We start from the raw sequence: 22709 nt of genomic DNA, 5'->3' as shown, positions 1-22709 counted from the left end.
GGTTCCGTTCCGGGCGGGAAGATCCGTCTCGATGGGGGCGGGACGTCATCCTCAAGTGCTACGCGGGTGCCCGGGAGTCCTCAACAAGGGGGTTGACCAGCGATGGTGACGGCTCCTCACGCCGCCCGCGCGAGCAGCAGCGTGCCGAGCGGCGTGCGCGCGTGCGTCACCGATCTCCCGGTCCGCGCGGTCGTGACGAGTCCGGCCGCGCGCAGCGCCGCCGCGTGGGCGGACGCCGTCGCGTCGCTCACCCCCAGGGCCCGGGCCAGGCCGCCGGTGGTGCGGGGCGCGCCGAGCAGGCGGAGGGCTTCGGCGCGCGTGCGGCCGAGGACGCCGTCCAGGGCCTCGTCGCGGGTGGCGGCCCCGTCGGGTACGGGCGGGAGGCCGGGGCCCGCCGGGTAGGTGAGGACGACGGGGCGCTCCGGGAGGTCCTGGAGGAGCGGGCCCGCCGGGTGGTGGAAGGTCGGCAGCAGGACGAGGCCGCGGCCGTCGAGGCGCACGTCGCGGGGTGGGCGCCCGGTGCTCCCGGGCGGGCCGCCCGGCCCCGGCCCCGGCCACTCCCAAATGCCCGCCCGGAAGCGGCTGCCGGGCATCAGGGCGGTGAGCGCGCCGGCCACGCCGTGCGCGGCGACGGCGAGGGCGTGCCGGGCGAACTCGTCGCGGTGCAGGTCCCGTACGCGCTCCCACACCGGCGCGAGCACGGTCTCGTAGGCGGCCCGCTGGGCGAGCCGGACGGTCCGCCACGCCGCCTCGTCGCCGGCGTGCAGGCCGTGGATCCAGCGGGGGGCGCGGGCCGTCCCGTAGACGCGTTGCAGTTCCGCGCGGACGAGGCCGGGGCCGGTCGCGCGGAGCAGGTCGTGGCTCTCGGCGAGGGTGTCGCCGAGGACGTCGAGGAAGGCGGGCGGGCGGCCCGCCGGGACGAGGTCGGCGAGCGGCTCGGTGGCGGCGGGCAGGGTGCGCAGGACGCGGGCCCGCCATGGCGCGAACAGCGGCCCGGGGCGGGGTGCGAGGGCCGTCGTCAGGGCCGCGTGCAGTTCCTGGAGCGGGACCGGGCGCGGGGCGAAGCGGACGGCCGCGATGTCGTCCGCCGTGAAGTGGATCCGCAGCACCCGCACAACTCCCCGTTCGACGCACGCCTTTCGGGCAGGGCCTGAACCTTCGCGCGGGCCCCCGCCCCGCCCCAAGGATGCCGTCATGACGACGCATCACGCCATCGGCCGCCGCTCCGTCCTCGGCGGCGCACTCCTCGCCGCGTCCGGACTCCTGGGCGCCACGGCCCCCGCGGGCGCCGCTCCCGCACTCGCCGCCTCCCCGCTGCTCCGGCTGCCGGGGCCCACCGGGCCCCATCCCGTGGGGCTGCGGACGGTCCATCTGACCGACCCGTCCCGTACCGACCCGTGGGCGGGCGGGGCGCGGGAGGTGATGCTGACGGTGCTGTATCCGGCCCGTACCGTACGGGGTTTCCGGCGCGCGCCGCAGCTCACGCCGGCCGCCGCCGCCGTCTTCGCCGACTACGCGCCGCTGGTCCACCCGGGCCTGCCGGAGCCGGGTGCCGTGGACTGGGGCGCGGTCCGCACCCACGGGTACCTGGGCGCGCCGCCGCTGCCGGGGCGGCGGCCGGTACTGCTGTACGGTCCAGGCGGCGGGGACTCCCGCACGCTCGGGAGCTGCCTCGGCGAGGACCTGGCGAGCCACGGCCGGGTCGTCGTGCTCGTCGACCACCCCGGGGACGCGACGCAGGTGGAGCTGCCGACCGGGATGCGGACGACGGTGCTGTCGGGGCCGCCGGACGCCGCGACCTTCCGCATGATGATCGACACGCGGGTGGCGGACCTGCGCTTCGTGCTCGACCGGCTGGGCGGGCTGCCCCTGGCCGAGGTCATGGACCGGGACCGGATCGGGGCCTACGGGCACTCGGCGGGCGGCACGGCGGCCGTGTACGCGGCCTGCGCGGACGCCCGGATCCGCGCGGTGGCGAACCTGGAGGGCTTCCTGGACCCGCGTCCGGGCGGACTCCCGCCCGGGGGGCAGGGCGATGTCAGGGCCGGGGATCCGGCCGGGGGCCCGGCTCGCCTCGGCCGGGACCTGCTCCTCTTCCGCTCCGAGGGCTTCGCGGAGGGCGCGCGCGTCGAGCGTTCCTGGGCGGGCCTCCCGTCGCCGCGCGCCCTGCTCCCTCGCGCCGGCCACTGGGCGTTCACCGACTACGGGGCGCTGGTCCCCCGGCTGTGGGCGGCGGGCCTCGTCACGGGCGCCGCGCGCACGGCCCTGGTCGGCGCGGGCGCCCCGGGCCCGGTCCGGGCCGGACTGCGCCGCCGGGTCGGGGGGTTCTTCGACGAGCGGCTGGGCCGGGGGCGCGGCCGCTCGCGCTGACGGCGGGTGCCCGGGCCGCCTCAGGCCAGGACGGAGAGCGCGGCGGGGCGGACCCGGAGGGTGACCGGGAGGGTGGCGTCCACCTCGCCGTCCGCGCCGTACGGGAGGGGGCGGTCGGCCTCGATGCGGATCTCCCGGCCGCGCAGGATCTCGACCTCGGGGCGGCGCACGTGGGCGCCGGTCTTGAGCTCGTTCATCATGGCGAAGAAGAGGTGCTTGGGGGCCTTGTTGATGACGACGACGTCGAGCATTCCGTCGTCGACGCGGGCGCCGGGCGCGACCTGCCGGCCGAAGCCGTAGAAGCCGGAGTTGGCGGCGATCACGGTGTAGCCGGTGCGCTCGTGGAGGGTGCCGTCGACGGTGATCCGGTACGCGGCGGGCTTCCAGGCGAGGACGGCGCGCAGGCCGCCCGCGTAGTAGGAGGCCGCGCCGCGCAGCAGCCGGGAGGCGTTGGCGTGCCGGTTGGCGACGGCGTCGACGCCCGCGTAGACGCTGCCGAGGACGCAGGTGCCGGGGTGGACGGCGGACTCGACCTCGATGGTGTCGACGGCCCGTGGCTTCCCTTCGAGGAGGACCTTCGCGAGGCCCTCGGGGTCGGTGGGGAGCCCGAGGGCGCGGGCGAAGTCGTTGCCTCGGCCCGCCGGGACGAGCCCGAAGACGGTGTCGGTGCCGCTGAGCGCGCCGCCGACGGTGCCGGCCATGCCGTCACCGCCGACGGCGAGCACGACGTGGCCCTTCGCGCCCGCGTTCCGGGCGAGTTCCCGGGCGTGTTCCAGGCTGCGGCTGTAGACGGTGTCGAGTTCCGCGCCCGCCTCCCTCAGCAGCCGGGCGAGCGGGAGCAGGCCCGCCGTGCCGCTGGAACCCCCTGCGGTGGGGTTGACGACGGCGGTGAACTGTCGCATGGGTCTGCCCTCCGGGCGGCAGGAGAAGGGAGGTGCGGGGAATGCGGGGGGGGAACGCGGGGAGAGCGGGCGCGCGCGGTGCGGGGCCGTGCGCGGGGCGCGTCAGCGGGGCGGGATGAGGATCCCGGGGCTGAGCACGCCGGAGGGGTCGAGCTCGGCCTTGACCGCCTGGAGCGCGCGCACGCCGAGCGGGCCGATCTCGCGGGCGTACCAGTCGCGGTGGTCGGTGCCGACGCCGTGGTGGTGGCTGATGGTGCCGCCCGCCGCGAGGATCGCGTCGTTGGCCGCGTGCTTGGCGGGGGCCCAGTGGCCGACGGCGTCCTCGCCCTGGGCGGAGACGACGGTGAAGTAGAGCGAGGCGCCGTTCTCGTACGTGTGCGAGATGTGGCACATGACGAGCGGCGGGGTGCCGGCCTCGGTGAGGGTCCGGGTGAGGGCGTCGCGGACGCCCGCGTAGAGCTCGGGGATCGCGGACCAGAAGGCGGCCGTCTCCAGGGTCTCCGCGAAGGCGCCGGCGTCGAGGAGGGCGTCGCGCAGGTAGGGCGCGTTGTAGCGGCCGTGCTCCCACCTGTCGCCGGGCTCCTCGCCGATGAACTCGCCGTCGCAGGCCAGCAGGACCTCGCGGACGGCGGCGCGGCGGGCGGCGGTCTCCGCCTCCGTGCCCTCGAAGCCGACGACGGCCATGCAGCCGGGGTTCCGCGGGAGTTCGGCGCTGCCGATGGCGTCGGGCTGGGCGAGGCCGATGAAGGTCTCGGACTCGTCGGACAGGCGCAGCACGGTGGGGCGCGGGCCGTCCTGGGAGAGGCGGCGCAGGGCGGCGGTGCCGGCGTCGAAGGAGGCGAAGCGCCAGCCCTCGTAGATCCGGGTGGTGGGCAGCGGGCGGATCCGGACGGTGACGGCGGTGATGACGCCGAGGGCGCCTTCGGAGCCGAGGACGAGCTGGCGCAGGTCGGGTCCCGCGGCGGAGCGCGGGGCGCGGCCGGTCTCCAGGGTGCCCTCGGGGGTGGCGACGGTCAGGCCGAGGACCATCTCGTCGAAGCGGCCGTAGCCGGCGGAGGCCTGGCCGCTGGAGCGGGCGGCGGCGAAGCCGCCGACGGTGGCCCATTCGAAGGACTGCGGGAAGTGGCCGAGGGTCCAGCCGCGCTCGTTCAGCAGCTCCTCGCACCGGGGGCCGCGCAGTCCGGGCTGGAGGGTGGCGGTGCGGGAGACCTCGTCGACGGCGAGGAGCCGGTCGAGCCGGCGCAGGTCGAGCGCGACGAAGGGCCGTCCGCCGGCGGGGGCGAGGCCGCCGACGACGGAGGTGCCGCCGCCGAAGGGGACGGCGGACAGGCCGTGTTCGGCGCAGGCGCGCAGCACGGCGAGGACCTCGTCGTGGCTGCCGGGCAGGACGACGGCGGCCGGGATGTCCGTGACCTCTCCGGCGCGGATGCGGAGCAGGTCGGGGGTCGACTTGCCCCGGGTGTGCCGGATGCGGGTCTCGGCGTCGTCGCGGACCGCGTCGGGCGCGGCGACGGCGGCGCGCAGCGCGCGGTCGGCCTTCTCGGTGAGGGCGGGGGCGGGTGCCTCGATCTGGTCGAGGGCGGACGGGCCGGCCTCGCGCGGGGTGACGCCGAGCAGGTCACGCAGCAGGCCGGTGACCGATTCGGGCAGGGGCGCCGCCTTGGCCGGGTCGCCCCAGCCGCTCCACAACATGTCCACTTCGAGAGCTTCCTCACGGTCTGTTTCACGGACGGCGCTGCCATTCGGCCCGCGCTGGCATTACACTGTGACAGATGACGCCCATTCGTCACAACCATGCGGACGCAGATCCCGTCCTCGACGCCGCCCGCGACTGCGTCCTCGCCGTCGGCGTGCGCCGCACCACCCTCACCGACGTCGCCCGGCGCGCGGGTGTGTCCCGGATGACGCTCTACCGGCGCTGGCCCGATGTGCGCAGCCTCGTCGGCGACCTGATGACCCGTGAGTGGATCGCCGTCGCCGCCGGGGCCATGCCCCCGCCCGACGACGCCGACCCGGCTTCGGCCACGGCCGCGCCGACGCGGGAGCGGATCGTCGAGGGGCTGGTGGAGGGCGCCCGGGCGTTCCGGTCCCACCCGCTCTTCCACAAGATCCTCGACGTGGACCCCGAACTGCTCCTGCCGTACGTCCTGGACCGCCGCGGCGCCAGCCAGGACGCCCTGCTCGGCCTGCTCCACACGGCCCTGGAGGACGGCCACGAGGACGGCTCGGTCCGGCACGTCCGGCCGGACCTCCAGGCCCGCACCCTGCTGCTCGTGGTGCAGTCCTTCACGCTGTCGATGCGCACCATGACCGACGAGACCGATCCCGAACTGAGCGAAGCCGCCTTCCTCGACGAGCTGCGCACCCTGCTGGAGAGGACCCTCACGCCATGAACCCCACGAGCGGCACCGCCCTGCCCGGTTCCTCCCTCGACGCCGAGCGGCGACGGCGCGAGCTGGCGCGGCTCGGCGACGGCGAGACGGTCGACGTCCTCGTCGTCGGGCTCGGCGCCACCGGTGCCGGAGCCGCCCTCGACGCGGCGTCCCGCGGGCTGAGCGTCGCCGCGATCGACGCCCACGACCTCGCCTTCGGCACCTCCCGCTGGAGCTCCAAGCTCATCCACGGCGGGCTGCGCTATCTGGCGTCGGGCCAGCTCGACGTCGCCCACGAGAGCGCCGTCGAACGCGGCGTGCTGATGGAGCGCACCGCCCCCCACCTCGTGCGCGCCCAGCCGTTCGTGCTGCCGCTCACCCCGCTCGTCGGCAGCGGCCAGGCCGCCCTGGCGCGCGCCGGATTCCTCGCCGGGGACATGCTGCGGGTCGGCGCCCGCACCTCGCGCCGCACCCTGCCGAGGCCCCGGACGCTGTCCGCCGTCGAGACCCGCCACCTCGCCCCGGCGCTGCGCCCGGTCGGGCTGCGCGGCGGCCTCCTGTCCTGGGACGGGCGGCTCACCGACGACGCCCGCCTGGTCACCGCCGTCGCCCGCACCGCCGCCGCGCACGGCGCCCGGATCCTCACCCGGGTCCGCGCCCTCGAACTGTCCGGCGACGGGGCGCTGGTCCGCGACGAGACCACCGGCCAGGAGGTGCGGCTGCGCGCCCGCACGATCGTGAACGCGGCCGGGGTCTGGGCCGGCGGCCTCGTCCCCGACATCCGGCTGCGGCCCTCGCGCGGCACCCATCTCGTGCTGCGCTCGGAGACCCTCGGGGAGCTCGCCGCCGGGCTGCACATCCCGATCCCCGGCGAGACCAACCGCTTCGTGCTCGTCCTGCCGCAGGGCGACGGACGCGTGTACGTGGGCCTCACCGACGAGCCGGTCGACGGCGAGGTCCCCGACGTGCCGGAGGTGCCGGAGACCGACATCGGCTTCCTGCTCGACGTGCTCGGCTCCGCGCTCGACGTCACCGTGGGCCGCGCCGACGTGGTCGGGGCGTTCGCGGGGCTGCGGCCCCTGCTCGACACCCGGGACGCGTCCGGCCGCACCGCCGACATCTCGCGCAGGCACGCGGTACTGACCTCGCCCGACCGGGTCGTCACCGTCGTCGGCGGCAAGCTGACCACGTACCGCCGGATGGCGCAGGACGCCGTCGACGCGGCCGTGGCCGCCGGGGGCCTGACGGCGGGCCCGTGCCGGACCGCGTCACTGCCGCTGGTCGGCGCGGCGAGCCCGCGCGCCCTCGCCGGGCTCGACCTGCCGGCCCGGCTCGTCCGCCGCTACGGCACCGAGGCGGCGGGTGTCCACGCGCTCGGCCTCGCCGACCCGGCGCTCGCCCGGCCGGTCGTGCCCGGCCACCCGGTCACGGGCGCCGAACTCCTGTGGGCGGTGCGCCACGAGGGCGCCCTCGACACCGGCGACCTGCTGGACCGGCGCACCCGCGTCGGCCTGGTCGCGGCGGACCGGGCGCTCGCCGAGGAGGCGGCGCGCGACGCGCTGGCGCGGGGCGCGCGGGTGGGCTGACGCGCGGCGAGGGCCCGCCCCGGTGGACGGGGGCGGGCCCTGCCGTCGGCTCACCGGGCGGCCGTCAGCGCCCCTGGAGGGCCTTGACGTTGTCGCCGAAGGTCCAGCCCTTCGAGCCGTCCCAGTTCGCGGACCAGGTCATCAGGCCCTTGAGCGCGCCGTTGTAGCGGTTCCAGGCCTGGGCGACCAGGGAGGGCGACATGTAGCCGCCGCCCGCGCCCGGCTGCGCGGGCAGGCCCGGGACCTGCTTGTCGTACGGGACGCGGATCGTGGTGCCCTGGACGACGAGGCCCTTGTTCAGGCAGTCGGTCTGCGCCGCGAACCCGGCGACGGTGCCCGCCGAGTAGGAGTCGCCGGCGCAGCCGTACATGCTGCCGTTGTAGTACTGCATGTTGAGCCACCACAGGCGCCCGTTGTCCGCGTACTTCTTGACGATCGGCAGGTACGCGCCCCAGATCGATCCGTAGGCGACGCTGCCGCCCGTGACGTACGCGGTCTCCGGCGCCATCGTCAGTCCGAAGCCCGCGGGCATCCGGGCCAGCACCCCGTCGATGATGTAGACCAGGTTGGCCTGCGAGGCGGAGAGCGTGGTGATGCTGCCGCTGCCGACCAGGCCGGTCTCGATGTCGATGTCGATGCCGTCGAAGTTGTACTTCTGCAGGATCGGCACGATGGTCGCGATGAAGCGGTCGGCGACCGCGCGGGAGCTCAGGTCGATGCCCGCGGCGGCGCCGCCGATCGACATCAGGATGGTGGCGCCGGCCGCCTTCGCGCTGCACATCTGGGCCGGGGTGGAGACCTTCACGGTGCTGTCCATGCCGTCCTCCCACAGCACGGTGCCGTCCGAACGGATCACCGGGAAGGCGGCGTTGACGACGTTGTAGCCGTGGGCCGCGAAGCGGGGGTCGTCGATGGGCGCCCAGCCGAACGGCGGGTGCACACCGTTCGCGGAGCCGTCCCAGTTCTCCCAGTAGCCCTGGAGCACCTTCCCGGCGGGCCTCGGCTTGAGGGCGCAGGTGTCGGCGGCGGGGGCGGCGGACGGGGGGGCCGCCTGCGCGGCGGGGGCGGCGAGCGCGGTGGCGGCCATCAGGGCGGCGAGGCCCGCGCCGAGGGCGCGGGCGATCCGGCGAGCTGACATGCGTGCTCCTCGAGACGTGGGGGGAATGCGGGGGCGGGGCATGACGTGCACACTGAAAGCGACGGTAGGTTGGTCCAGACCATTCGTCAACAGGTGTGCGGGCATGGAGAGTTGGGACTTCCATGGGCGTCAGGCCACGCCGCCTGCGATTCCCCTTGTCACACGTCCTGGATGCGCCGGAACGGGCGGTCCGCCTCCAGCTCGAAGGCGAGCTCCAGCAGGGTGCGTTCGGCGCCGGGACGGCCCGAGAACATCACGCCGACGGGCAGTCCGTCCTCCGTCGCCGTGTCGGCGGGCAGCGAGAGCGACGGCGTCCCGACCACGTTGTTCACCGGCGTGAAGGCGACGTACGCGAGGATCCGCTCGACCAGCGTCGCGTACGGCACCGCCGGGCTCAGGTGCCCGATCCTGGGCGTCGTGTGGGCGAGCACCGGCGACAGGACCAGGTCCAGTCCGCGGAACGACTCCGCGTACCCCTCCTTCGTCCGCCTCAGCCGGCGCAGCACGCCCGGCGTACCGCGCCACGCCTTCACGTACGCCTCGCGCAGCCCCCGGCTCAGCCCGTCCATCCGGCGCCGGTCGAAGCCGTCGCCCAGCGTGCGCCCGGTGACGCCGAGCAGGAACGACAGCATCCCCCAGTAGACGAGGAAGTCGTCGGTGAAGCGGGGGTCGATACGCAGCTCCACGGGCTCCACCGTGTGCCCGAGCCGGGCGAGGCGCGCCACCGTCTCCGTGACGGCGGCACGGGTGGCGGCGTCGACGCCGACGCCGTTCGGCGAGTCCTCCAGGAAGCCGATGCGCAGCCGGCGCCTCGCGGGACCCTCGACCAGGCCGACGGGCGGCAGGGCCGGGCCGCGCCGGTACGCCTCGGCCGCCGCGAGGAACGCGGCGGTGTCCCGTACGGAACGGCTCACGACCCCGTCGGTGACGAGGTCCAGCGGGAGCTGCCGGCTCTGGGCGTTCGCCGCCACCCGGCCCCGGGTCGGCTTGAGCCCGACCAGGCCGCAGCACGCGGCCGGGATGCGGATCGAGCCGCCGCCGTCGTTCGCGTGGGCGACCGGCACCGCGCCGGCCGCCACCAGCGCCGCGCTGCCGCCCGAGGAACCGCCCGCCGAGAAGCCGGTGTGCCACGGGTTGCGGACCGGCTCCGCCCCCTCGTACTCGGTGGTCGGGCTGAAGCCGAACTCGGGCAGCCGGGTCTTGCCGAGCACGGTCACGCCGCTGCTCAGGAACTGGCGGGTGAAGGCGGCGTGGCGCCGCGCGGGGCGGGGCACGAAGGCCGCGCTGCCGTGCGCGGTGGGCAGGCCGAGGTAGTCCGTGTTGTCCTTCACGAAACTCGGCACCCCGGCCAGCGGGCCGTCCTCGACCGGCACCGGGGCCTCGACGTGGACCTGCACCGCGTGCAGCCGCTCCTCGACGGCGCGCACCCGCTCCGCCGCGTCCCGGGCCGCCTCCGCCGCGCCGACCTCGCCGCGCCGGATCGCCGCCGCGAGCCCGACGGCGTCGTGCTCCCCCAGGGAGTCGTCGCCGAACGCGTGCACCGCGGCTCGTTCCTCGAAAGTCGTCACCGTTACCTCAGCCCCCCGGCCGTCGTATGGACATGCGCGTGCACGACGACATGAACTCGGGGCATGCGCACGGGTGTCGAACGCCATCATGGCCTACCGCCGGGTAACAGGCGAGGGTGCGCGGCGCCCGCGCCCCGATCCCCGCCCCACGAGCGAAGCACCCCGGCCCACGGCCACCGGCTACCGGCCCACGAGCCACGCACCTCGACCCTCACAGCACCGGGAGACGCGATGACCACCCTCGGGACACCTCCGGCCGCCGGCGCGCGGCACACCGAACCGCTCGACGTGCACCTGATGGCGCTACGGGACGGCCCGAACGGCACCGAGGTGCTGCTGTCCCGGCGGGCGGGCGCGGTGTACGCGGCCGGGATGTGGCACCTGCCGTCCGGGCACCTCGACGGCCCGCACGAGGACGTCGTCACCGCCCTCGTGCGCGAGGCGCGCGAGGAGACGGGGCTGGTGGTCGAGCCCGGCGACGTGCGCGCGGCCCTGACCGTGCACCACCGGGGGCCCACCGGCCGCGCCCGGGTCGGCTTCTTCTTCGAGGTGCGGCGCTGGCGGGGCACGCCGTCGATCCGGGAGCCGGAGGTCTGCGACGGCATGGACTGGTTCCCGCTCGACGCGCCGCCGGATCCGGTCGTCGCCTACTGCCGGGCGGGGCTCCGCGCGTACGCGGCCGGCGCGCGGATCGCCGTCCACTTCCAGGTGCCGGGCGACCCGGTCGCCCACGAACCCGGCTTCGACCGGCTCCGGCTCGTGCCCGAGCGGGCGCCGCTGGTGCCGGGCGGCCGGGTAGAGCCGCCCGGTTAGGGTGAACGGCGTGCGCGTACTGCTGGTCGAGGACGACGAAGACCTCCGTTTCGGTGTGGCCGCCGCCCTTCGGGCGGCCGGTCTCGCGGTCGACGAGGCGGCCGATCTGCCGCAGGCGGACGAGGCGCTGTTCGTGACCGCGTACGACTGCGCGGTCCTCGACCGGATGCTGCCCTCCGGCGACGCCGCCGTCCTCGTCGAAGGGCTGCGGCGCGCGGGCCGGAGCGTGCCCGTGCTGTTCCTGACCGCGCGGGACACCGTCGCCGACCGGGTGGAGGGCTTCGCGCGCGGCGGCGACGACTACCTCGTCAAGCCCTTCGCCGTACCGGAGCTGGTGGCCCGGGTGCGCAGCCTGTGCCGGCGGGCCGCGACCGTGCGCCCGCCGGTGCACCGCGTCGGGGACCTGGAGATCGACACGGCACGGCGGCAGGTGCGGCGCGGCGGGGTGCTGCTGACGCCGACGAGCCGGGAGTTCGCGGTCCTGGAACTCCTCGCCACCCGCGCCGACCGGGCCGTCTCGCGCGCCGAGCTGATCGAGGGCTGCTGGGACGAGATGGCCGAGCCCCAGTCGAACGTGCTGGAAGTGCTCGTCTCCCAGCTGCGCCGGAAGCTGGGCGCCCCGCCCCTGATCCACACCGTACGAGGGGTCGGCTACCGGCTCGCCCCGGATTCGGACGCGGCGTCGGGCCCGGCCTCGGACCCGGCCTCGGACCCGGCCTCGGGTTCCGCCTCGGGTTCCGCCCGATGAGGGACGGCGGGCGGCTGCGGCGCCCGCTCCGGCGCCGCCGCCGGGCGGTACGGGGACCGGCGCGGACGGGTGCGCTCACGCCCACCGCGCGGGTGCTGCGGCTGCGGCGGCGGATCAGCCTGCTGTTCGCGCTCACCAGCGCCGCCGGGCTGATCGCGATGGCGGTCCTGGCGGTGCGCGGCGACAGCGCCCGCTGGCGCGAGCAGCTCGACCACGCGCTGGACGCCGACACCAGCTGGGCCCTCGGGCTCCTGGAGACCGACGACGCGGGGCGGCTCGACACCGGCGTGCTGGCCGAGACGGTCGACACCGACTGCCCGCCGCTGACCGTGCTGCTCGCCGCCGCCGACGCCCCGGGCGGCCTGGCCGTCCGGCACGCGCCGGCCGGGGCGTGCCTGACCGTGCCCCCGGAGGTGGTCCTGGCCGCCGGGCGCGCGGCGGTCCGCGCCGACGAGCCTCGGGCCTTCGACCGGCGGACCGGGGACGGACAGCCGGTACGGGTCTTCGCGCAGCCCTTCTACGCGCCGGACGCGGCCGAGGACGAGGCCCCGCAGGGGGTGCTCGTCGCCTCGGCCGACGCGGCCGGGCCACGCGCCGAACACGAGCGGCTCACCCGGCTCGTGACCGGCGGCTGCGCGCTGCTCGTCCTGTTGTCGGCGGCCGTCGGGCACGTCCTGTCCGGGCGGGCCGTCCGCCCGGCGCTGGCGGCGCTCGACCGGCAGGAGGCGTTCCTCGCGGACGCCGCGCACGACCTGCGGACCCCGGCCGCCTCGCTCCGCACGCTCGCGGAGACCGCGCTGCGCGGCGAGACCGACGGCACCGAGGTCCACCGGCGCACCCTGCGCCTCGCCGAGGGCATGGGCGAACTCGTCGACGGTCTGCTCACCCGCGCCCGGCTGATGTCCGGCACGGCCGCGCTCGCCCGCCAGCCGCTGCGGCTGGACCAGTTGGTGGAGACGGTCGTCGAGGAGGTGCCCGTGGCGGGCCACACGGTACGGGTGGAGACGGCGGAGACGGTCGTCGTGGCCGACCCCGACCTCGTACGCCGCGCGGTCGGCAACCTCCTCGGGAACGCGCTGACGCACGGGCACGCGCCGGGCGCCCCGGCGGACGTCCTCGTCACCGTCACCCGCGACGGCACCGTGACCGTCGAGGACGCGGGGCCGGGACTGCCGCCGGAGGTGGCGGGCGCGCTGTTCGAACGCTTCCGCAGCGGCTCCGGTTCGACGGGCCTCGGCCTGTCGATCGCCTCCTGGGTGGCCCACGCCCATGGGGGCACGCTCACAGCGGAGGCGGGCGGCGCGGGCACCGGGGGCGCCGGGGATGCCGGAGGGGCCACGGGGGCCCGGTTCGTCCTGCGGCTGCCGGTCTCGGCGTCGGCGTCGGCGTCGGCGTCGGCGTCGGCGTCGGCGTCGGCGTCGGCCTGAGGGGTGCCCGTACGTCCCTCAGGAAACCCTCAGCATCCACGCGTGATCATTCCCGGGACCGACCAGCTACGGGAGTACCTCGTGATCCGCGCCGCCGCACCCCGCCGTCAGGCCCTCGTCCTGGGCCTCGCCCTCGCCGTTCTCGGCGCGACCACCCTGGCCGCGTGCACGGCCGGGCCGGCGGGCCCCGGTGGCCCCGCCGACCCGGCCGAACGCCCCGAGCTGCGGAGCTTCTACGGGCAGCGGCTCACCTGGCGCGCCTGCGGCGAGGCGTACGAGTGCGCCGACCTCACCGTGCCGATGGACTACGCCCGCCCCGGCGACGGCAGGACCTTCTCGCTGCCGGTGGCGAAGGCGGCGGCCCGGTCGGCGGGGAAGCGCGTCGGCGCGCTCCTCTACAACCCCGGCGGGCCCGGCGAGCGCGGTGTCCAGGCGCTGAAGGACGGGCTCGCGGACGAGCTCGGGCGCGCGGTGCGCGAGCGGTTCGACGTCGTCGCGTTCGACCCGCGCGGCGTCGGCGAGAGCAGGCCCGCCCTCACCTGCCGCACCGAGGCGGACGGGAGCGACCGTTCGGCCGCCGCCCCCGCCGAGGTGCGGCCGCACCCCCGGACCGGCGCCGAGCGGGCCGCCGCCCTGGCGGACGCGCGCGCCACCTCCGCCGCCTGCCGCGAGGCCGCCGGCCCGCTGCTCCCGCACGTGGGGACCCAGGACGCGGCACGGGACCTGGACGTGCTGCGGGCGGCGCTGGGTGAGCGGAAGCTGACGTACGTGGGCTGGTCGTACGGCACGAGCCTGGGGACCTCGTACGCCGAGCAGTTCCCGCGCCGCGTCCGCGCGATGGTCCTGGACGGGGCGGTCGATCCCTCGCTGGACTGGCGGCAGCGGGCGATCGGCCAGGCCACGGGCTTCCGGGACGCCGTCGAGGACTACGCGGACACGTGCGCCGACACCGTCGGCGCGGCCTGCCCGGGCGCCACGCCCGAGGAGATACGCGCGCTCGTCGACCGGCTCCTGAGCCGTACGCGGACGGAGCCGCTGCCGGTGACCGGCTCCGCCGACGCCCTCGGCACGGCGGACCTGGTCGCCGCGCTCAGCCTGTCCATGTACACGCCCGAGGCCCAGTGGCAGGAGCTGTCCGAGGCGCTGCGCGCGGCGGACGCCGGGGACGGGACGAGGCTGGCGGCGCTGGCCACGGGCGAGGCGGACGCCGAAGGCGACGAGGAGGGTGACGGGGAGGGTGACGGGGATGAAGAAGGCGCAGAAGGCGCAGAGAGCGAAGAGGGCGCAGGGGACGCAGGGGACGCAGGGGACGAGGACTCGGGGGCGGCCGACGGCGGCGGGCCGTCGCCCGCTCCCGGCTCCCGGCCGCCGGTCCCCGAGGACAACGGCGAGGCGGCGTTCCTCGCGGTCACCTGCCTGGACGTGCCCCACGCCCGGGACGAGCGGGCCTACTGGGACGCGCTGGCCCCCGCCGAGAGGGCGGCGGGCGTGTACGGCGCCTCGGGCGTGACCGGCGAGCTGGTCTGCGCGGACTGGCCCGCCGGGCGGCAGCGCCCGCACCGGGTGCACGCGCCCGGCGTGCCGCCCGTGCTGGTGGTCGGCACGACGGGCGACCCGGCCACCCCGTACGCCGAAGCGGTCGGTCTGGCCCGCCAGTTCCCCGGCGGCATGCTGCTGACGCTGGAGGCGGCGGGCCACACCGGCTACGGGCGCGACGCCTGCGTGGACCGGCACGTCGAGGAGTACCTGGTGTCGCTCACCGAGGTCCGCCCCGGGACGACCTGCACGCCATGACGGCCCGGGCGGTCCCGGCGGCCCGGCACGCTCACGTGTCGACGCCGTCGAGCAGGTCCGCGAGCCTGCCGGGCATCGACAGGAACGGCGAGTGCCCGCTGGGGAGCCGGTGGACGGAGCCGGCGCGGCGGGCGAGTTCGGCCTGCCGGGCGGGGTCGAGCGTGCGGTCGTTCTCGCAGACGACGTAGGTGGACGGCACCGTGCGCCAGCCCGCCGCGGTCACCGGCTCCGTGAAGGAGCGGACGCTCTGGGGGCGCAGCCGGGCGATCGCGCGCGCCGCCTCTTCCTCGGGCACGTCGTCGTAGAGGGAGGTCAGGGCGTCGGCGGGCGGCCGGGCCTGGCCCGTGCCGTCGTCCGGGACATGGCCGCCGAGGAAGGTGGCCATGCTCTCCCCCGCGTCGAGCTGGAAGGCGGCGAGGTAGACCACCCGCACCACGTTCGGGGCGTCCGCGACGGCCTCGGTGGCGGGGACGCCGCCGTAGGAGTGGGCGACGACGACCACGGGGCCGTCGACGGTGCGCAGGGCCTCGCGTATCGCTTCGGCGTCGTCCGCCATGCCGACCTGGTCCGCCCCGTCCGGGGGGCCGCCGTACGAGGGCCGGGCACTGGGCAGGTCCAGGGCGTGGACGTGCCGGCCGGCGGACTGGAGCGCGATGCGCACCGGGTCCCAGCACCAGGCGCCGTGCCAGGCGCCGTGGACCAGCAGTAACGCGGGCCGCTCGCGGTCCGAACGGCCGTGGATCGTCTCGGTGTTCACGGGCTGTACCTCCTGCTCGGGGCGTGCACCGAGATTGTCATACGGGCCCCTCGCCGGACCGCTCACCCCCTCGGGTGATCCGGGCGGGCGCGGGTGCGCGGGCCCCTCGGGCCGGGTAGTCCGTCCCTTCCTTCGCAACTCCGTCGCATTCGACCGAAGGGAACGGGCCTTTGCCTTCCACCAGCGACCCCGGCACCGGCGCCACGGCCACGGACGCCTCCCCCGCCCCACCGGCCGCCGAGACCTACCGCTTCGTCCAGCCCAAACTGGCCGCGCTCGACGGCAAGCCGACCTCTCCCTGGGTCATGGTCCGGCGCCTACCGCAGCTCGTCCGCAAAGGGCTCGCGCTCGGCTGGCGGGTGGACCGCGGGGCGGTCACCGTCCTGCTGTCCTGCCAGGCGCTCTCCGCCGTCCTCGAAGCGGCCGGGCTCGTCGCCACCGGCGGCACCATCACCTCCCTGGTCTCGGCGGGCGACATCCGCGAACGGCTGGCGGAGGCGCTGCCGTCGATCGTGCTCATCGCCGCCGCCGTCGCGATCCGGGCCGTCCTGGGCATCGTCATCTCGAACGTCTCCTCCCGCCTGTCGCCTCGGATCTCCCGCGAGGCCGAACTGGAGATGCTGCACGCCGCCGCGAACGCCGAGCTCACCGCGTACGACCATCCCGGCTTCAACGACAAGTGGGACCACGCCGACCGGGGCGCCGACGTCGCCAAGGACCTCATCACCGAGTCGCAGATGCTGATGTCCTGTCTCGCCTCGATCATCGCCGCGGCCGGTGTCGTCACAGTCCTCCATCCCGCGCTCCTCCCCCTGCTCGTCCTCGCCGTGCTGCCGCAGGCCCTGGCCCGGATGAAGGGCGCGCACCTGCACTGGGAGAGCAGCCGGGCGGTGTCGGCGGAGCGGCGCACGCTCGGGCACCTGCGCTGGTACATCGCCGACCGGCAGATCGCGGACCAGCTCCGCGCGGGCACCATGTTCGGCTTCCTGCTGGGGCGTTACCGGGAGATCGGCGCCCGCGTCGACGCCGTCACCGACCGGGCCATCCACCGGGGCGCGCGGTGGGCGTTCGCGGGCTCGCTGGCCGGCGGGGTCGCCTCGGCCGTCATGTGGAGCGCGCTCGTCGGACTGCTCGCCACCGGCCGGATGACGCTCGCGACGGCGGGCACGGCCGTGTTCGCCCTCCAGACCGTCAGCAACAACCTGTACGGGATCGTGGGCTACGGCACCCAGATCTTCCGCACCGGCCTGTACGTGGACGACTGGGTCGACTTCATCTCCGAGGCGGGCGGCCACCGCCTCGACCGCGGCACCGTCGTCCCCGGCCCCCCGAAGTCCGTGTGCGCGCGGGACCTGTCGTACACGTACCCCGAGGCGGACGGACCCGCCCTCCGGGACGTCACCCTGGAGGTGCGGGCCGGGGAGGTCGTCGCGCTCGTCGGTGAGAACGGCTCCGGCAAGACCACCCTGTCCAAGCTGCTGGCCGGCCTGTACCTCCCCACCCGGGGCACGGTCAGCTGGGACGCCCGGGACGTGCGCACCCTCGACCCGTACGCGATGTGGAGGCACACCGCCGTCGTCCCGCAGGTCTTCGCGCACTGGCCGCTCACCGCCGAGGAGAACATCACCCTCGGCCAGCCCCACGCGGACGACGGGGAGTCCCTGCGCCGGGCCGCCGACCGCTCGGGCGCCACCGAGGTCGTCCAGGAGCTGCGGAGCGGCTGGAACACGCTGCTCGCCCGCGAGTGGTTCGGCGGCGTCGAGCTGTCCGGCGGCCAGTGGCAGCGCCTGGCCATCGCCCGGGCCTTCTACCGGCCGGGCCTGCTCGTGCTCGACGAGCCCACCAGCGCGCTGGACGCGCGCGCGGAGCACCGGATCTTCGCGGGGCTCCGCGAGATCGCGAAGGACCGCCCGGTCGTCCTCGTCACCCACCGTCTCGCGAACGTGGCCGTGGCCGACCGGGTCGTCGTGCTCGGCCACGGCCGGATCATCCAGCAGGGGACGTACGCGGAACTCGCGGCGGCCCCGGGGCTGTTCCAGGAGCTGCTGGCGCTGCAGAACGACCGGGGGATCCCCGAGCAGCGGGCGGGGACGGAGACCCGGTAGACACCGCCGGTCCGGGTCCGGGTCTGGACCCGGACCGGCGGGTGCGGACGACGCCCAGCGCCTGACGCGAACCGGCCAGCCTACCAGCGACGCCGCCCCCAAACGCGGATTCGACTACTCTCCACACACGCGCGATTCCATCCGGTAGTCATGGGTGCGGGAGGGATCACCTTGGTCTTCAGTCTGGTTCGCCGCCGCAAGTCCGCATCCGGCAACGCCACGAGGAGCGCCACGAGCGAGGGCTCGTGCCCGTATCCGGGCGCGTCGGCACCGCAGCAGCCCCGGACACCGGCCGCGGGCACCGGTTTCGTGGACCGGGGCGAGGCGGAGGCCTTCATCCGCCAGTTCCACGGGGAGCAGCAGCGGGCGGCGGACGTGGAGGACCGGGTGCGGGCCGTGCTGGACGAGATCGACCGGACCGGGACGTACGAACACTCCCCCGCCGAGCTGACCTTCGGCGCCCGGGTCGCCTGGCGGAACGCGGCGCGCTGCATAGGGCGGCTGTACTGGCGGAGCATGGTGGTGCGGGACCTGCGGCACGTGACGGCGGCGGACGCCATCGCGGAGGCGTGCTTCGAACACCTGCGGCTCGCGGGCAACGGCGGCCGGATCCGCCCGGTGCTGTCCGTCTTCGCACCCGACCGGCCCGACCGGCCGGGCCCCCGGATCGTGAACGACCAGCTGGTGCGGTACGCGGGCCACCGCACGTCGGACGGCTCGTGGAAGGGCGACCCGCGTGGCTCGATGCTGACGGCACGCGCCCGCCACCTGGGCTGGAAGCGGGACGAGGAGCCCTTCCAGACCCTCCCGCTGATGGTCCGGGAGGCCCCGGACCGGCGCCCCGAGTGGTACGAGCTCCCGGACGACGCGGTCCTGGAGGTCCCGCTGCGGCACCCCGAGCACGCGTGGTTCGCGGAGCTGGGGCTGCGCTGGTACGCGGTGCCGGCGATCAGCGACATGACGCTGGAGATCGGGGGCGTGCGGTACCCGGCGGCGCCGTTCAACGGCTGGTACATGGGCACGGAGATAGGCGCCCGCAACCTCGCCGACACCGACCGCTACGACCTCCTGCCGGTGGTGGCCGACCGCCTGGGCCTGGACCGCTCCTCGGAACGCACGCTGTGGCGGGACCGGGCGCTGGTCGAGCTCAACGTGGCGGTGCTCCACTCGTACGAGGCGGACGGCGTGACGATGGCCGACCACCACACCGAATCGGACCGCTTCCTGCGCCACATCGCCCAGGAGTCCCGCCTGGGCCGCGTGACCCCGGCCGACTGGAGCTGGATCGTCCCCCCGATGTCCGGCGCGGCGACCTCGGTCTTCCACCGCTACTACACCCCACCGGACCCCGCCCTCCGTCCGGCCTTCCTGGCCCGGGAGGAGGCGGGTCAGCCGAGGGCGGCGGGCCAGGTGTTCCCGGGCGGCGGTACGAAGAAGTAGCCGCCGCCGACGGTCAGCTGGTACTGGGTCATCGCCTCGCCCGCGAGCCGCCGCTGGACGGTCTCGAAACCGGCCGCCAGGTCGCGCTGGAAGCAGGAGAAGAGCAGGCCCCGGTCGTCGGGTCCGCTCTCGTAGGAGTAACTGCGCCGGACCAGCGGGGGCGGGTCGCGCCGGTCGGGCGCGGCCCGACGGACGTGCGCGTCGAGCGGGGTGAGCCGGCCTTGCGGGAGGCGTCCGCCGCCTATACCGAGACCGTGGCGCCGAGCAGCGTCAGCCCCAGCACCCCCACGAGCACGGTGCGCGAACGCGCCAGGAACCCAGCTGCCACGACACACCTCCCCAAAGCGGACCAGCATGGATATCGCCCAGCGCCAAGAACATCGGTCGGCCTGAGGCCATGCATGCCGGGACACACAGCTCGCGTACAGGTGGCCACGGTAGATCAACTGGACTTATTTCGGCTTTGGTTGGAAAACATCTGACCCGTTTCGACCCATGGGCGTGCAAACTCCCCCCCGTTACCGTCTTCGTGGCTCCGCAATGCGGCTACCGGCCTTCGGGTCCGGCATGGCTTCCCCCCTTGTTGTTCATGATCCGGGGGGGGTGGTGTCACCGGGCCCGGAGGCATCGACGGACCGCTGATGAGGGGCTTGAGCACCGGCTTCACCCGAGCCGGAAGAGCTCTCCGTAACGTGGGTGTGGCAGCTCGGTGCCCAGGCAAGGCCGGACGAAAGCGTGATGGAGGGGCCTGCACGTGATCGACACCGGCCACATCGACGCCTTTTTCGGCCTGGACGTCGGCAAGGGCGAACACCACGCCACTGCGGTGCCCCCGGCCGGGAAGAAGGCGTTCGACAAGCGGCTGCCCAACACCGAACCGAAGCTCCGCGAGCTGTTCGCGAAGTTGCAGGCCAAGCATGGGACGGTCCTGGTGGACCAGCCTGCTTCGATCGGAGCCTTGCCGCTGGCGGTCGCGAGGGACATGGGCTGCCCGGTCGCCTATCTCACGGGGCTGACGATGCGGCGGATCGCCGACCTCAACCCAGGCGAGGCCAAGACGGATGCGAAGGACGCGTTCATCATCGCGGACGCGGCCCGCGCGATGCCTCATACGCTGCGGGCGATCGACGGCGAGGACGAGACGATCGCCGAGCTGGAGATGATCGTCGACTTCGACGACGACCTGGCCGGCGAAGCGACCAGAGTCTCCAACCGGCTGCACGGCTTGTTGACGCAGATCCATCCCTCGCTGGAACGGGTGCTCGGGCCGCGGTTGCAACACCCGGCCGTCCTGACCCTGCTGGAACAGTTCGGGTCGCCGACCCAGATCCGCACGGCCGGACGGCGCCGCTTGGTCACCCTGCTGCGGCCGAAGGCCCCGAGGACGGCCGAGCGGCTGGTCGAGGAGATCTTCGCCGCTCTGGACGAGCAGACCGTCACCGTTCCGGGGACCGAGGCTGCCGCGCTGATCGTCCCGAGCCTGGCCGGATCCCTGGCCGCCGTCCTTGACCAGCGGAAACTGCTGGCCGGGCGGATCGAGGAACTGCTGGAGGCCCACCCTCTTTCGAAGGTCCTGACGTCGATGCCGGGAGTCGGCGTCAGGACCGGAGCCAGGATCCTGATCGAGGTCGGCGACGGCAGCACCTTCCCGACCGCCGGCCACCTCCGCCGCCTACGCCGGACTCGCCCCCGCGACCCGCAGCTCGGGCTCCTCGATCCGCGGCGAACAACCCTCCCGGAGAGGCAACAAGCAGCTCAAACGAGCCTTCTTCCTCTCCGCGTTCGCCGCCTTGGCCGACCCGGCATCACGCACCTACTACGACAAGAAGATCGCCCAGGGCAAGCACCCCACCCAGGCCCTGCTCTGCCTCGCCCGACGCCGGGCCGACGTCCACTTCGCCATGCTCCGCGACGGAACCTTCTACGAACCCCAAGCCGTCCGAGCGACTTGAGAGCTGCTTGCCCACCACCCAAGCCCATGGTCAGCTTCCGCCATGGGGGACGAGAATTCCGAGCACCTGGCACTCATCCGTCGCTGGCTCGCGGGCGAAACCGTCAACAACACCGTCGGCATCAAGATCGTCAGCGGCCCCTTCCACGGACGGACCAAAATCGTTCAGCTCGACCAGTCAGGACTACCGCCCGCAGGCTTCCGAGGACGCTCAGGTCGAACACCAGGACCCTGGAACCCCACCACCAAACACATCTACCTGGCAGTTCGATCCCCCGACACCCCTGCGGGCTGGATCTACGAATACGCAGGCATCGACACAGCGGCCGACGGCTGACGCACGCTCCGCCGCCACCGGGGGCACCCCAACAGCTTGACCAAAGAGATAGGGGCACCCCCTCGGCACGGGGTGGCGCGGCCACGGGGCCGGGTCACTCCGTGCCGTCGCCCCGCGCCGTCCGCTCGGCGGCATGTCGGGCCTTCGCCTCGTCGAGCGCTTCGCCCATACGGCCGTACAGCGCCTCCCTGCGCCCGACCGCGAGGGCCCGCGCGGCATCGAGACGGTCGAGACTGCCCTGAAAACGTGGGGCGACCTCCTGCGCGAACAGGTCGAAATGGCGGCGAGTGGCATCTGCCCTCGCCCATTCGTGCGCCATCATGAGGTAGCAGCCGAAGCCGCGGGACTGCTCTCGCAACAGCCGGATGTGCCGGATCGCGTCGTCCGGTGTGCCGATGACGCCGACGCCGGACTCGTTGATCCAGTCGATGCGTTCCTTCAGCGTGGAGCCGCCGGGCTCGAAGTGCGGTACCGCGGCTTCGTACTGCAGGTAGCGGCACCAGTCGTCGAGTCCGTACGCGACGTCCTCGTACGCCTGTTCCTTGGTTTCGGCGATGTGCATCGGCCCGACCAGCCGCCAGGCGGAGCGATCGATGACGGTGCCGAAGCGCTGGGCTCGTTCTTCCATCACGTTCCAGTGCGCGGCGAGCATGTCCAGGTCACCGGTCATGGTCGCGCCGATGGACAGCAGTGCCAGCCCGTGCTTGCCCGCGATCCGCGGACCGGACGGCGAGGCGATCGCCGCGACGCCGACCTCGAAACAGGGTGTGGTGTACGGGCGTAACTGGCACCTGGCTTCGACGAGGTTGTAGCGGGCGGTCTTCTTGGTGACGGGTTCATCCCCGGTGAGCAACTGGAGGAGGACATCGGTGTCCTCCTCCAGCGCGGCCCTCTGCGAGACCGGGTCGATGCCGATCATCGTCGCGTCCGTCGGGAGGGAGCCGGGTCCGAGGCCGAGCATGAACCGGCCCCGGGTGAGGTGATCGAGCAGGATGGCGCGGTCCGCCACCCACAGGGGGTTGTGATACGGCAGAGACAATACGCCGGTCCCCAGCTTGATGTGTTTCGTCTGGGCCGCGACGTGCGCGATGAAGATCTCCGGGCTGGCGATCAGCTCCGAGCCGCCGGAGTGGTGTTCGCCGATCCAGGCTTCGTCGTAGCCGAGCTCGTCGAGTTGCCGGAGCGTGGCCAGGTCCCGCGCGAAGGCGGTGAGGGGATTCTGCCCCTTGGCGGTGTGGAACGGTGCCATGAAGACTCCGAAACGCATCTCGTGCCCTTCCGTCGGATCAGAGATCGGCCAGGCGTCCCCCGGCTGGAGGGCGCCCCCGCGCACTGCTCATCCTCCGGGCCGTCACGAATCCGCCGCTCGCCTCGGCGACGGCCGGGCCCGCACGCCCCGGG

Annotated in this window: 18 protein-coding genes and 1 pseudogene; 11 read left to right on the top strand and 8 right to left on the bottom strand. The window is 74.7% G+C overall.

What is annotated here, in order from left to right:
- Positions 1–116: 116 nt before the first annotated feature.
- A complete protein-coding gene (locus ACZ6J5_RS32640) occupies positions 117–1109 on the bottom strand; it encodes an ArsR family transcriptional regulator (protein WP_469397501.1) in 993 nt (330 codons plus the stop codon).
- Positions 1110–1194: 85 nt separating this feature from the next.
- Here ACZ6J5_RS32640 and ACZ6J5_RS32635 point away from each other — a divergent pair, with 85 nt between their 5' ends.
- Positions 1195–2370, top strand: coding sequence for an alpha/beta hydrolase (locus ACZ6J5_RS32635; protein WP_469397500.1), 1176 nt, complete (start codon positions 1195–1197; stop codon positions 2368–2370).
- A gap of 20 nt (positions 2371–2390) precedes the next feature.
- Here ACZ6J5_RS32635 and ACZ6J5_RS32630 read toward each other — a convergent pair whose 3' ends face one another.
- Entirely contained in the window at positions 2391–3272 is an 882-nt protein-coding gene (locus tag ACZ6J5_RS32630) for a diacylglycerol/lipid kinase family protein (protein ID WP_469397499.1), read from the bottom strand.
- Positions 3273–3374: 102 nt separating this feature from the next.
- Complete coding sequence (locus ACZ6J5_RS32625; RefSeq protein ID WP_469397498.1) at positions 3375–4970, bottom strand: FAD-binding oxidoreductase; 1596 nt, start codon at positions 4968–4970, stop codon at positions 3375–3377.
- 74 nt (positions 4971–5044) lie between these two features.
- Between ACZ6J5_RS32625 and ACZ6J5_RS32620 the strand changes: the two genes are divergently transcribed.
- Positions 5045–5665, top strand: coding sequence for a TetR/AcrR family transcriptional regulator (locus ACZ6J5_RS32620; RefSeq protein WP_469397497.1), 621 nt, complete (start codon positions 5045–5047; stop codon positions 5663–5665).
- Positions 5662–7230, top strand: coding sequence for a glycerol-3-phosphate dehydrogenase/oxidase (locus ACZ6J5_RS32615; RefSeq protein WP_469397496.1), 1569 nt, complete (start codon positions 5662–5664; stop codon positions 7228–7230). The genes ACZ6J5_RS32620 and ACZ6J5_RS32615 overlap by 4 nt, the downstream gene beginning before the upstream one ends.
- 64 nt (positions 7231–7294) lie before the next feature.
- On the opposite strand, the gene ACZ6J5_RS32610 is transcribed toward ACZ6J5_RS32615, so the two are convergent.
- Together ACZ6J5_RS32610 and ACZ6J5_RS32605 are read right to left on the bottom strand one after the other, a co-directional pair.
- Positions 7295–8368 carry a chitinase gene (locus tag ACZ6J5_RS32610; RefSeq protein ID WP_469397495.1) on the bottom strand — a complete coding sequence of 358 codons (1074 nt, stop codon included), beginning with the start codon at positions 8366–8368 and terminating at the stop codon, positions 7295–7297.
- Positions 8369–8526: 158 nt separating this feature from the next.
- Complete coding sequence (locus tag ACZ6J5_RS32605) at positions 8527–9936, bottom strand: amidase (protein WP_469397494.1); 1410 nt, start codon at positions 9934–9936, stop codon at positions 8527–8529.
- A 231-nt stretch (positions 9937–10167) separates the two neighbouring features.
- Between ACZ6J5_RS32605 and ACZ6J5_RS32600 the strand changes: the two genes are divergently transcribed.
- Genes ACZ6J5_RS32600 through ACZ6J5_RS32585 form a run of 4 tightly spaced genes read left to right on the top strand, consistent with a single transcriptional unit; the run spans position 10168 to position 14718 of the window.
- Positions 10168–10749, top strand: a complete 582-nt coding sequence (locus ACZ6J5_RS32600; RefSeq protein ID WP_469397493.1) for an NUDIX hydrolase — start codon at positions 10168–10170, stop codon at positions 10747–10749.
- 10 nt (positions 10750–10759) lie between these two features.
- On the top strand, positions 10760–11497 hold the full coding sequence (locus ACZ6J5_RS32595) for a response regulator transcription factor (protein WP_469397492.1): 738 nt from the start codon (positions 10760–10762) through the stop codon (positions 11495–11497).
- Positions 11494–12924 carry a sensor histidine kinase gene (locus tag ACZ6J5_RS32590; RefSeq protein WP_469397491.1) on the top strand — a complete coding sequence of 477 codons (1431 nt, stop codon included), beginning with the start codon at positions 11494–11496 and terminating at the stop codon, positions 12922–12924. Before ACZ6J5_RS32595 ends, ACZ6J5_RS32590 begins: the two co-directional genes overlap by 4 nt.
- A 42-nt stretch (positions 12925–12966) precedes the next feature.
- Positions 12967–14718, top strand: a complete 1752-nt coding sequence (locus ACZ6J5_RS32585) for an alpha/beta hydrolase (RefSeq protein ID WP_469397490.1) — start codon at positions 12967–12969, stop codon at positions 14716–14718.
- 31 nt (positions 14719–14749) lie between these two features.
- Here ACZ6J5_RS32585 and ACZ6J5_RS32580 read toward each other — a convergent pair whose 3' ends face one another.
- On the bottom strand, positions 14750–15475 hold the full coding sequence (locus ACZ6J5_RS32580; protein ID WP_469397489.1) for an alpha/beta fold hydrolase: 726 nt from the start codon (positions 15473–15475) through the stop codon (positions 14750–14752).
- A gap of 170 nt (positions 15476–15645) precedes the next feature.
- Here ACZ6J5_RS32580 and ACZ6J5_RS32575 point away from each other — a divergent pair, with 170 nt between their 5' ends.
- Both ACZ6J5_RS32575 and ACZ6J5_RS32570 read left to right on the top strand, forming a co-directional pair.
- Positions 15646–17580 (top strand): ABC transporter ATP-binding protein, encoded by a 1935-nt coding sequence (locus ACZ6J5_RS32575; RefSeq protein WP_469397488.1) that lies wholly within the window; start codon positions 15646–15648, stop codon positions 17578–17580.
- A 309-nt stretch (positions 17581–17889) separates the two neighbouring features.
- A complete protein-coding gene (locus ACZ6J5_RS32570; protein ID WP_469397538.1) occupies positions 17890–19020 on the top strand; it encodes a nitric oxide synthase oxygenase in 1131 nt (376 codons plus the stop codon).
- On the opposite strand, the gene ACZ6J5_RS32565 is transcribed toward ACZ6J5_RS32570, so the two are convergent.
- Complete coding sequence (locus ACZ6J5_RS32565) at positions 18969–19376, bottom strand: hypothetical protein (RefSeq protein ID WP_469397486.1); 408 nt, start codon at positions 19374–19376, stop codon at positions 18969–18971. The two genes, ACZ6J5_RS32570 and ACZ6J5_RS32565, sit on opposite strands and share 52 nt — an antisense overlap.
- A 398-nt stretch (positions 19377–19774) precedes the next feature.
- On the opposite strand from ACZ6J5_RS32565, the pseudogene ACZ6J5_RS32560 reads away from it, so the two are divergent.
- Both ACZ6J5_RS32560 and ACZ6J5_RS32555 read left to right on the top strand, forming a co-directional pair.
- Positions 19775–20972 (top strand): annotated as a pseudogene (locus ACZ6J5_RS32560) (IS110 family RNA-guided transposase).
- Positions 20973–21014: 42 nt separating this feature from the next.
- Positions 21015–21308: a hypothetical protein gene (locus tag ACZ6J5_RS32555; protein ID WP_469397484.1), complete on the top strand. Its 294-nt coding sequence runs from the start codon at positions 21015–21017 to the stop codon at positions 21306–21308.
- Positions 21309–21402: 94 nt separating this feature from the next.
- Here ACZ6J5_RS32555 and ACZ6J5_RS32550 read toward each other — a convergent pair whose 3' ends face one another.
- Positions 21403–22575: an LLM class flavin-dependent oxidoreductase gene (locus ACZ6J5_RS32550; RefSeq protein ID WP_469397483.1), complete on the bottom strand. Its 1173-nt coding sequence runs from the start codon at positions 22573–22575 to the stop codon at positions 21403–21405.
- Between the last annotated feature and the right edge of the window lie 134 nt (positions 22576–22709).

The sequence above is a fragment of the Streptomyces sp. NPDC042100 genome, from assembly GCF_055582325.1.
The sequence above is the reverse complement of the archived record's forward strand: the minus strand, read 5'-3'. Positions and strand labels throughout refer to the sequence as shown.

Coding starts and splice junctions, on each gene's coding strand:
- ACZ6J5_RS32635 (WP_469397500.1), top strand. CDS start 1,195: ATGACGACGCATCACGCCATCGGCCGCCGCTCCGTCCTCGGCGGCGCA.
- ACZ6J5_RS32630 (WP_469397499.1), bottom strand. CDS start 3,272: ATGCGACAGTTCACCGCCGTCGTCAACCCCACCGCAGGGGGTTCCAGC.
- ACZ6J5_RS32620 (WP_469397497.1), top strand. CDS start 5,045: ATGACGCCCATTCGTCACAACCATGCGGACGCAGATCCCGTCCTCGAC.
- ACZ6J5_RS32615 (WP_469397496.1), top strand. CDS start 5,662: ATGAACCCCACGAGCGGCACCGCCCTGCCCGGTTCCTCCCTCGACGCC.
- ACZ6J5_RS32610 (WP_469397495.1), bottom strand. CDS start 8,368: ATGTCAGCTCGCCGGATCGCCCGCGCCCTCGGCGCGGGCCTCGCCGCC.
- ACZ6J5_RS32600 (WP_469397493.1), top strand. CDS start 10,168: ATGACCACCCTCGGGACACCTCCGGCCGCCGGCGCGCGGCACACCGAA.
- ACZ6J5_RS32590 (WP_469397491.1), top strand. CDS start 11,494: ATGAGGGACGGCGGGCGGCTGCGGCGCCCGCTCCGGCGCCGCCGCCGG.
- ACZ6J5_RS32565 (WP_469397486.1), bottom strand. CDS start 19,376: ATGCTGGTCCGCTTTGGGGAGGTGTGTCGTGGCAGCTGGGTTCCTGGC.
- ACZ6J5_RS32555 (WP_469397484.1), top strand. CDS start 21,015: ATGGGGGACGAGAATTCCGAGCACCTGGCACTCATCCGTCGCTGGCTC.
- ACZ6J5_RS32550 (WP_469397483.1), bottom strand. CDS start 22,575: ATGCGTTTCGGAGTCTTCATGGCACCGTTCCACACCGCCAAGGGGCAG.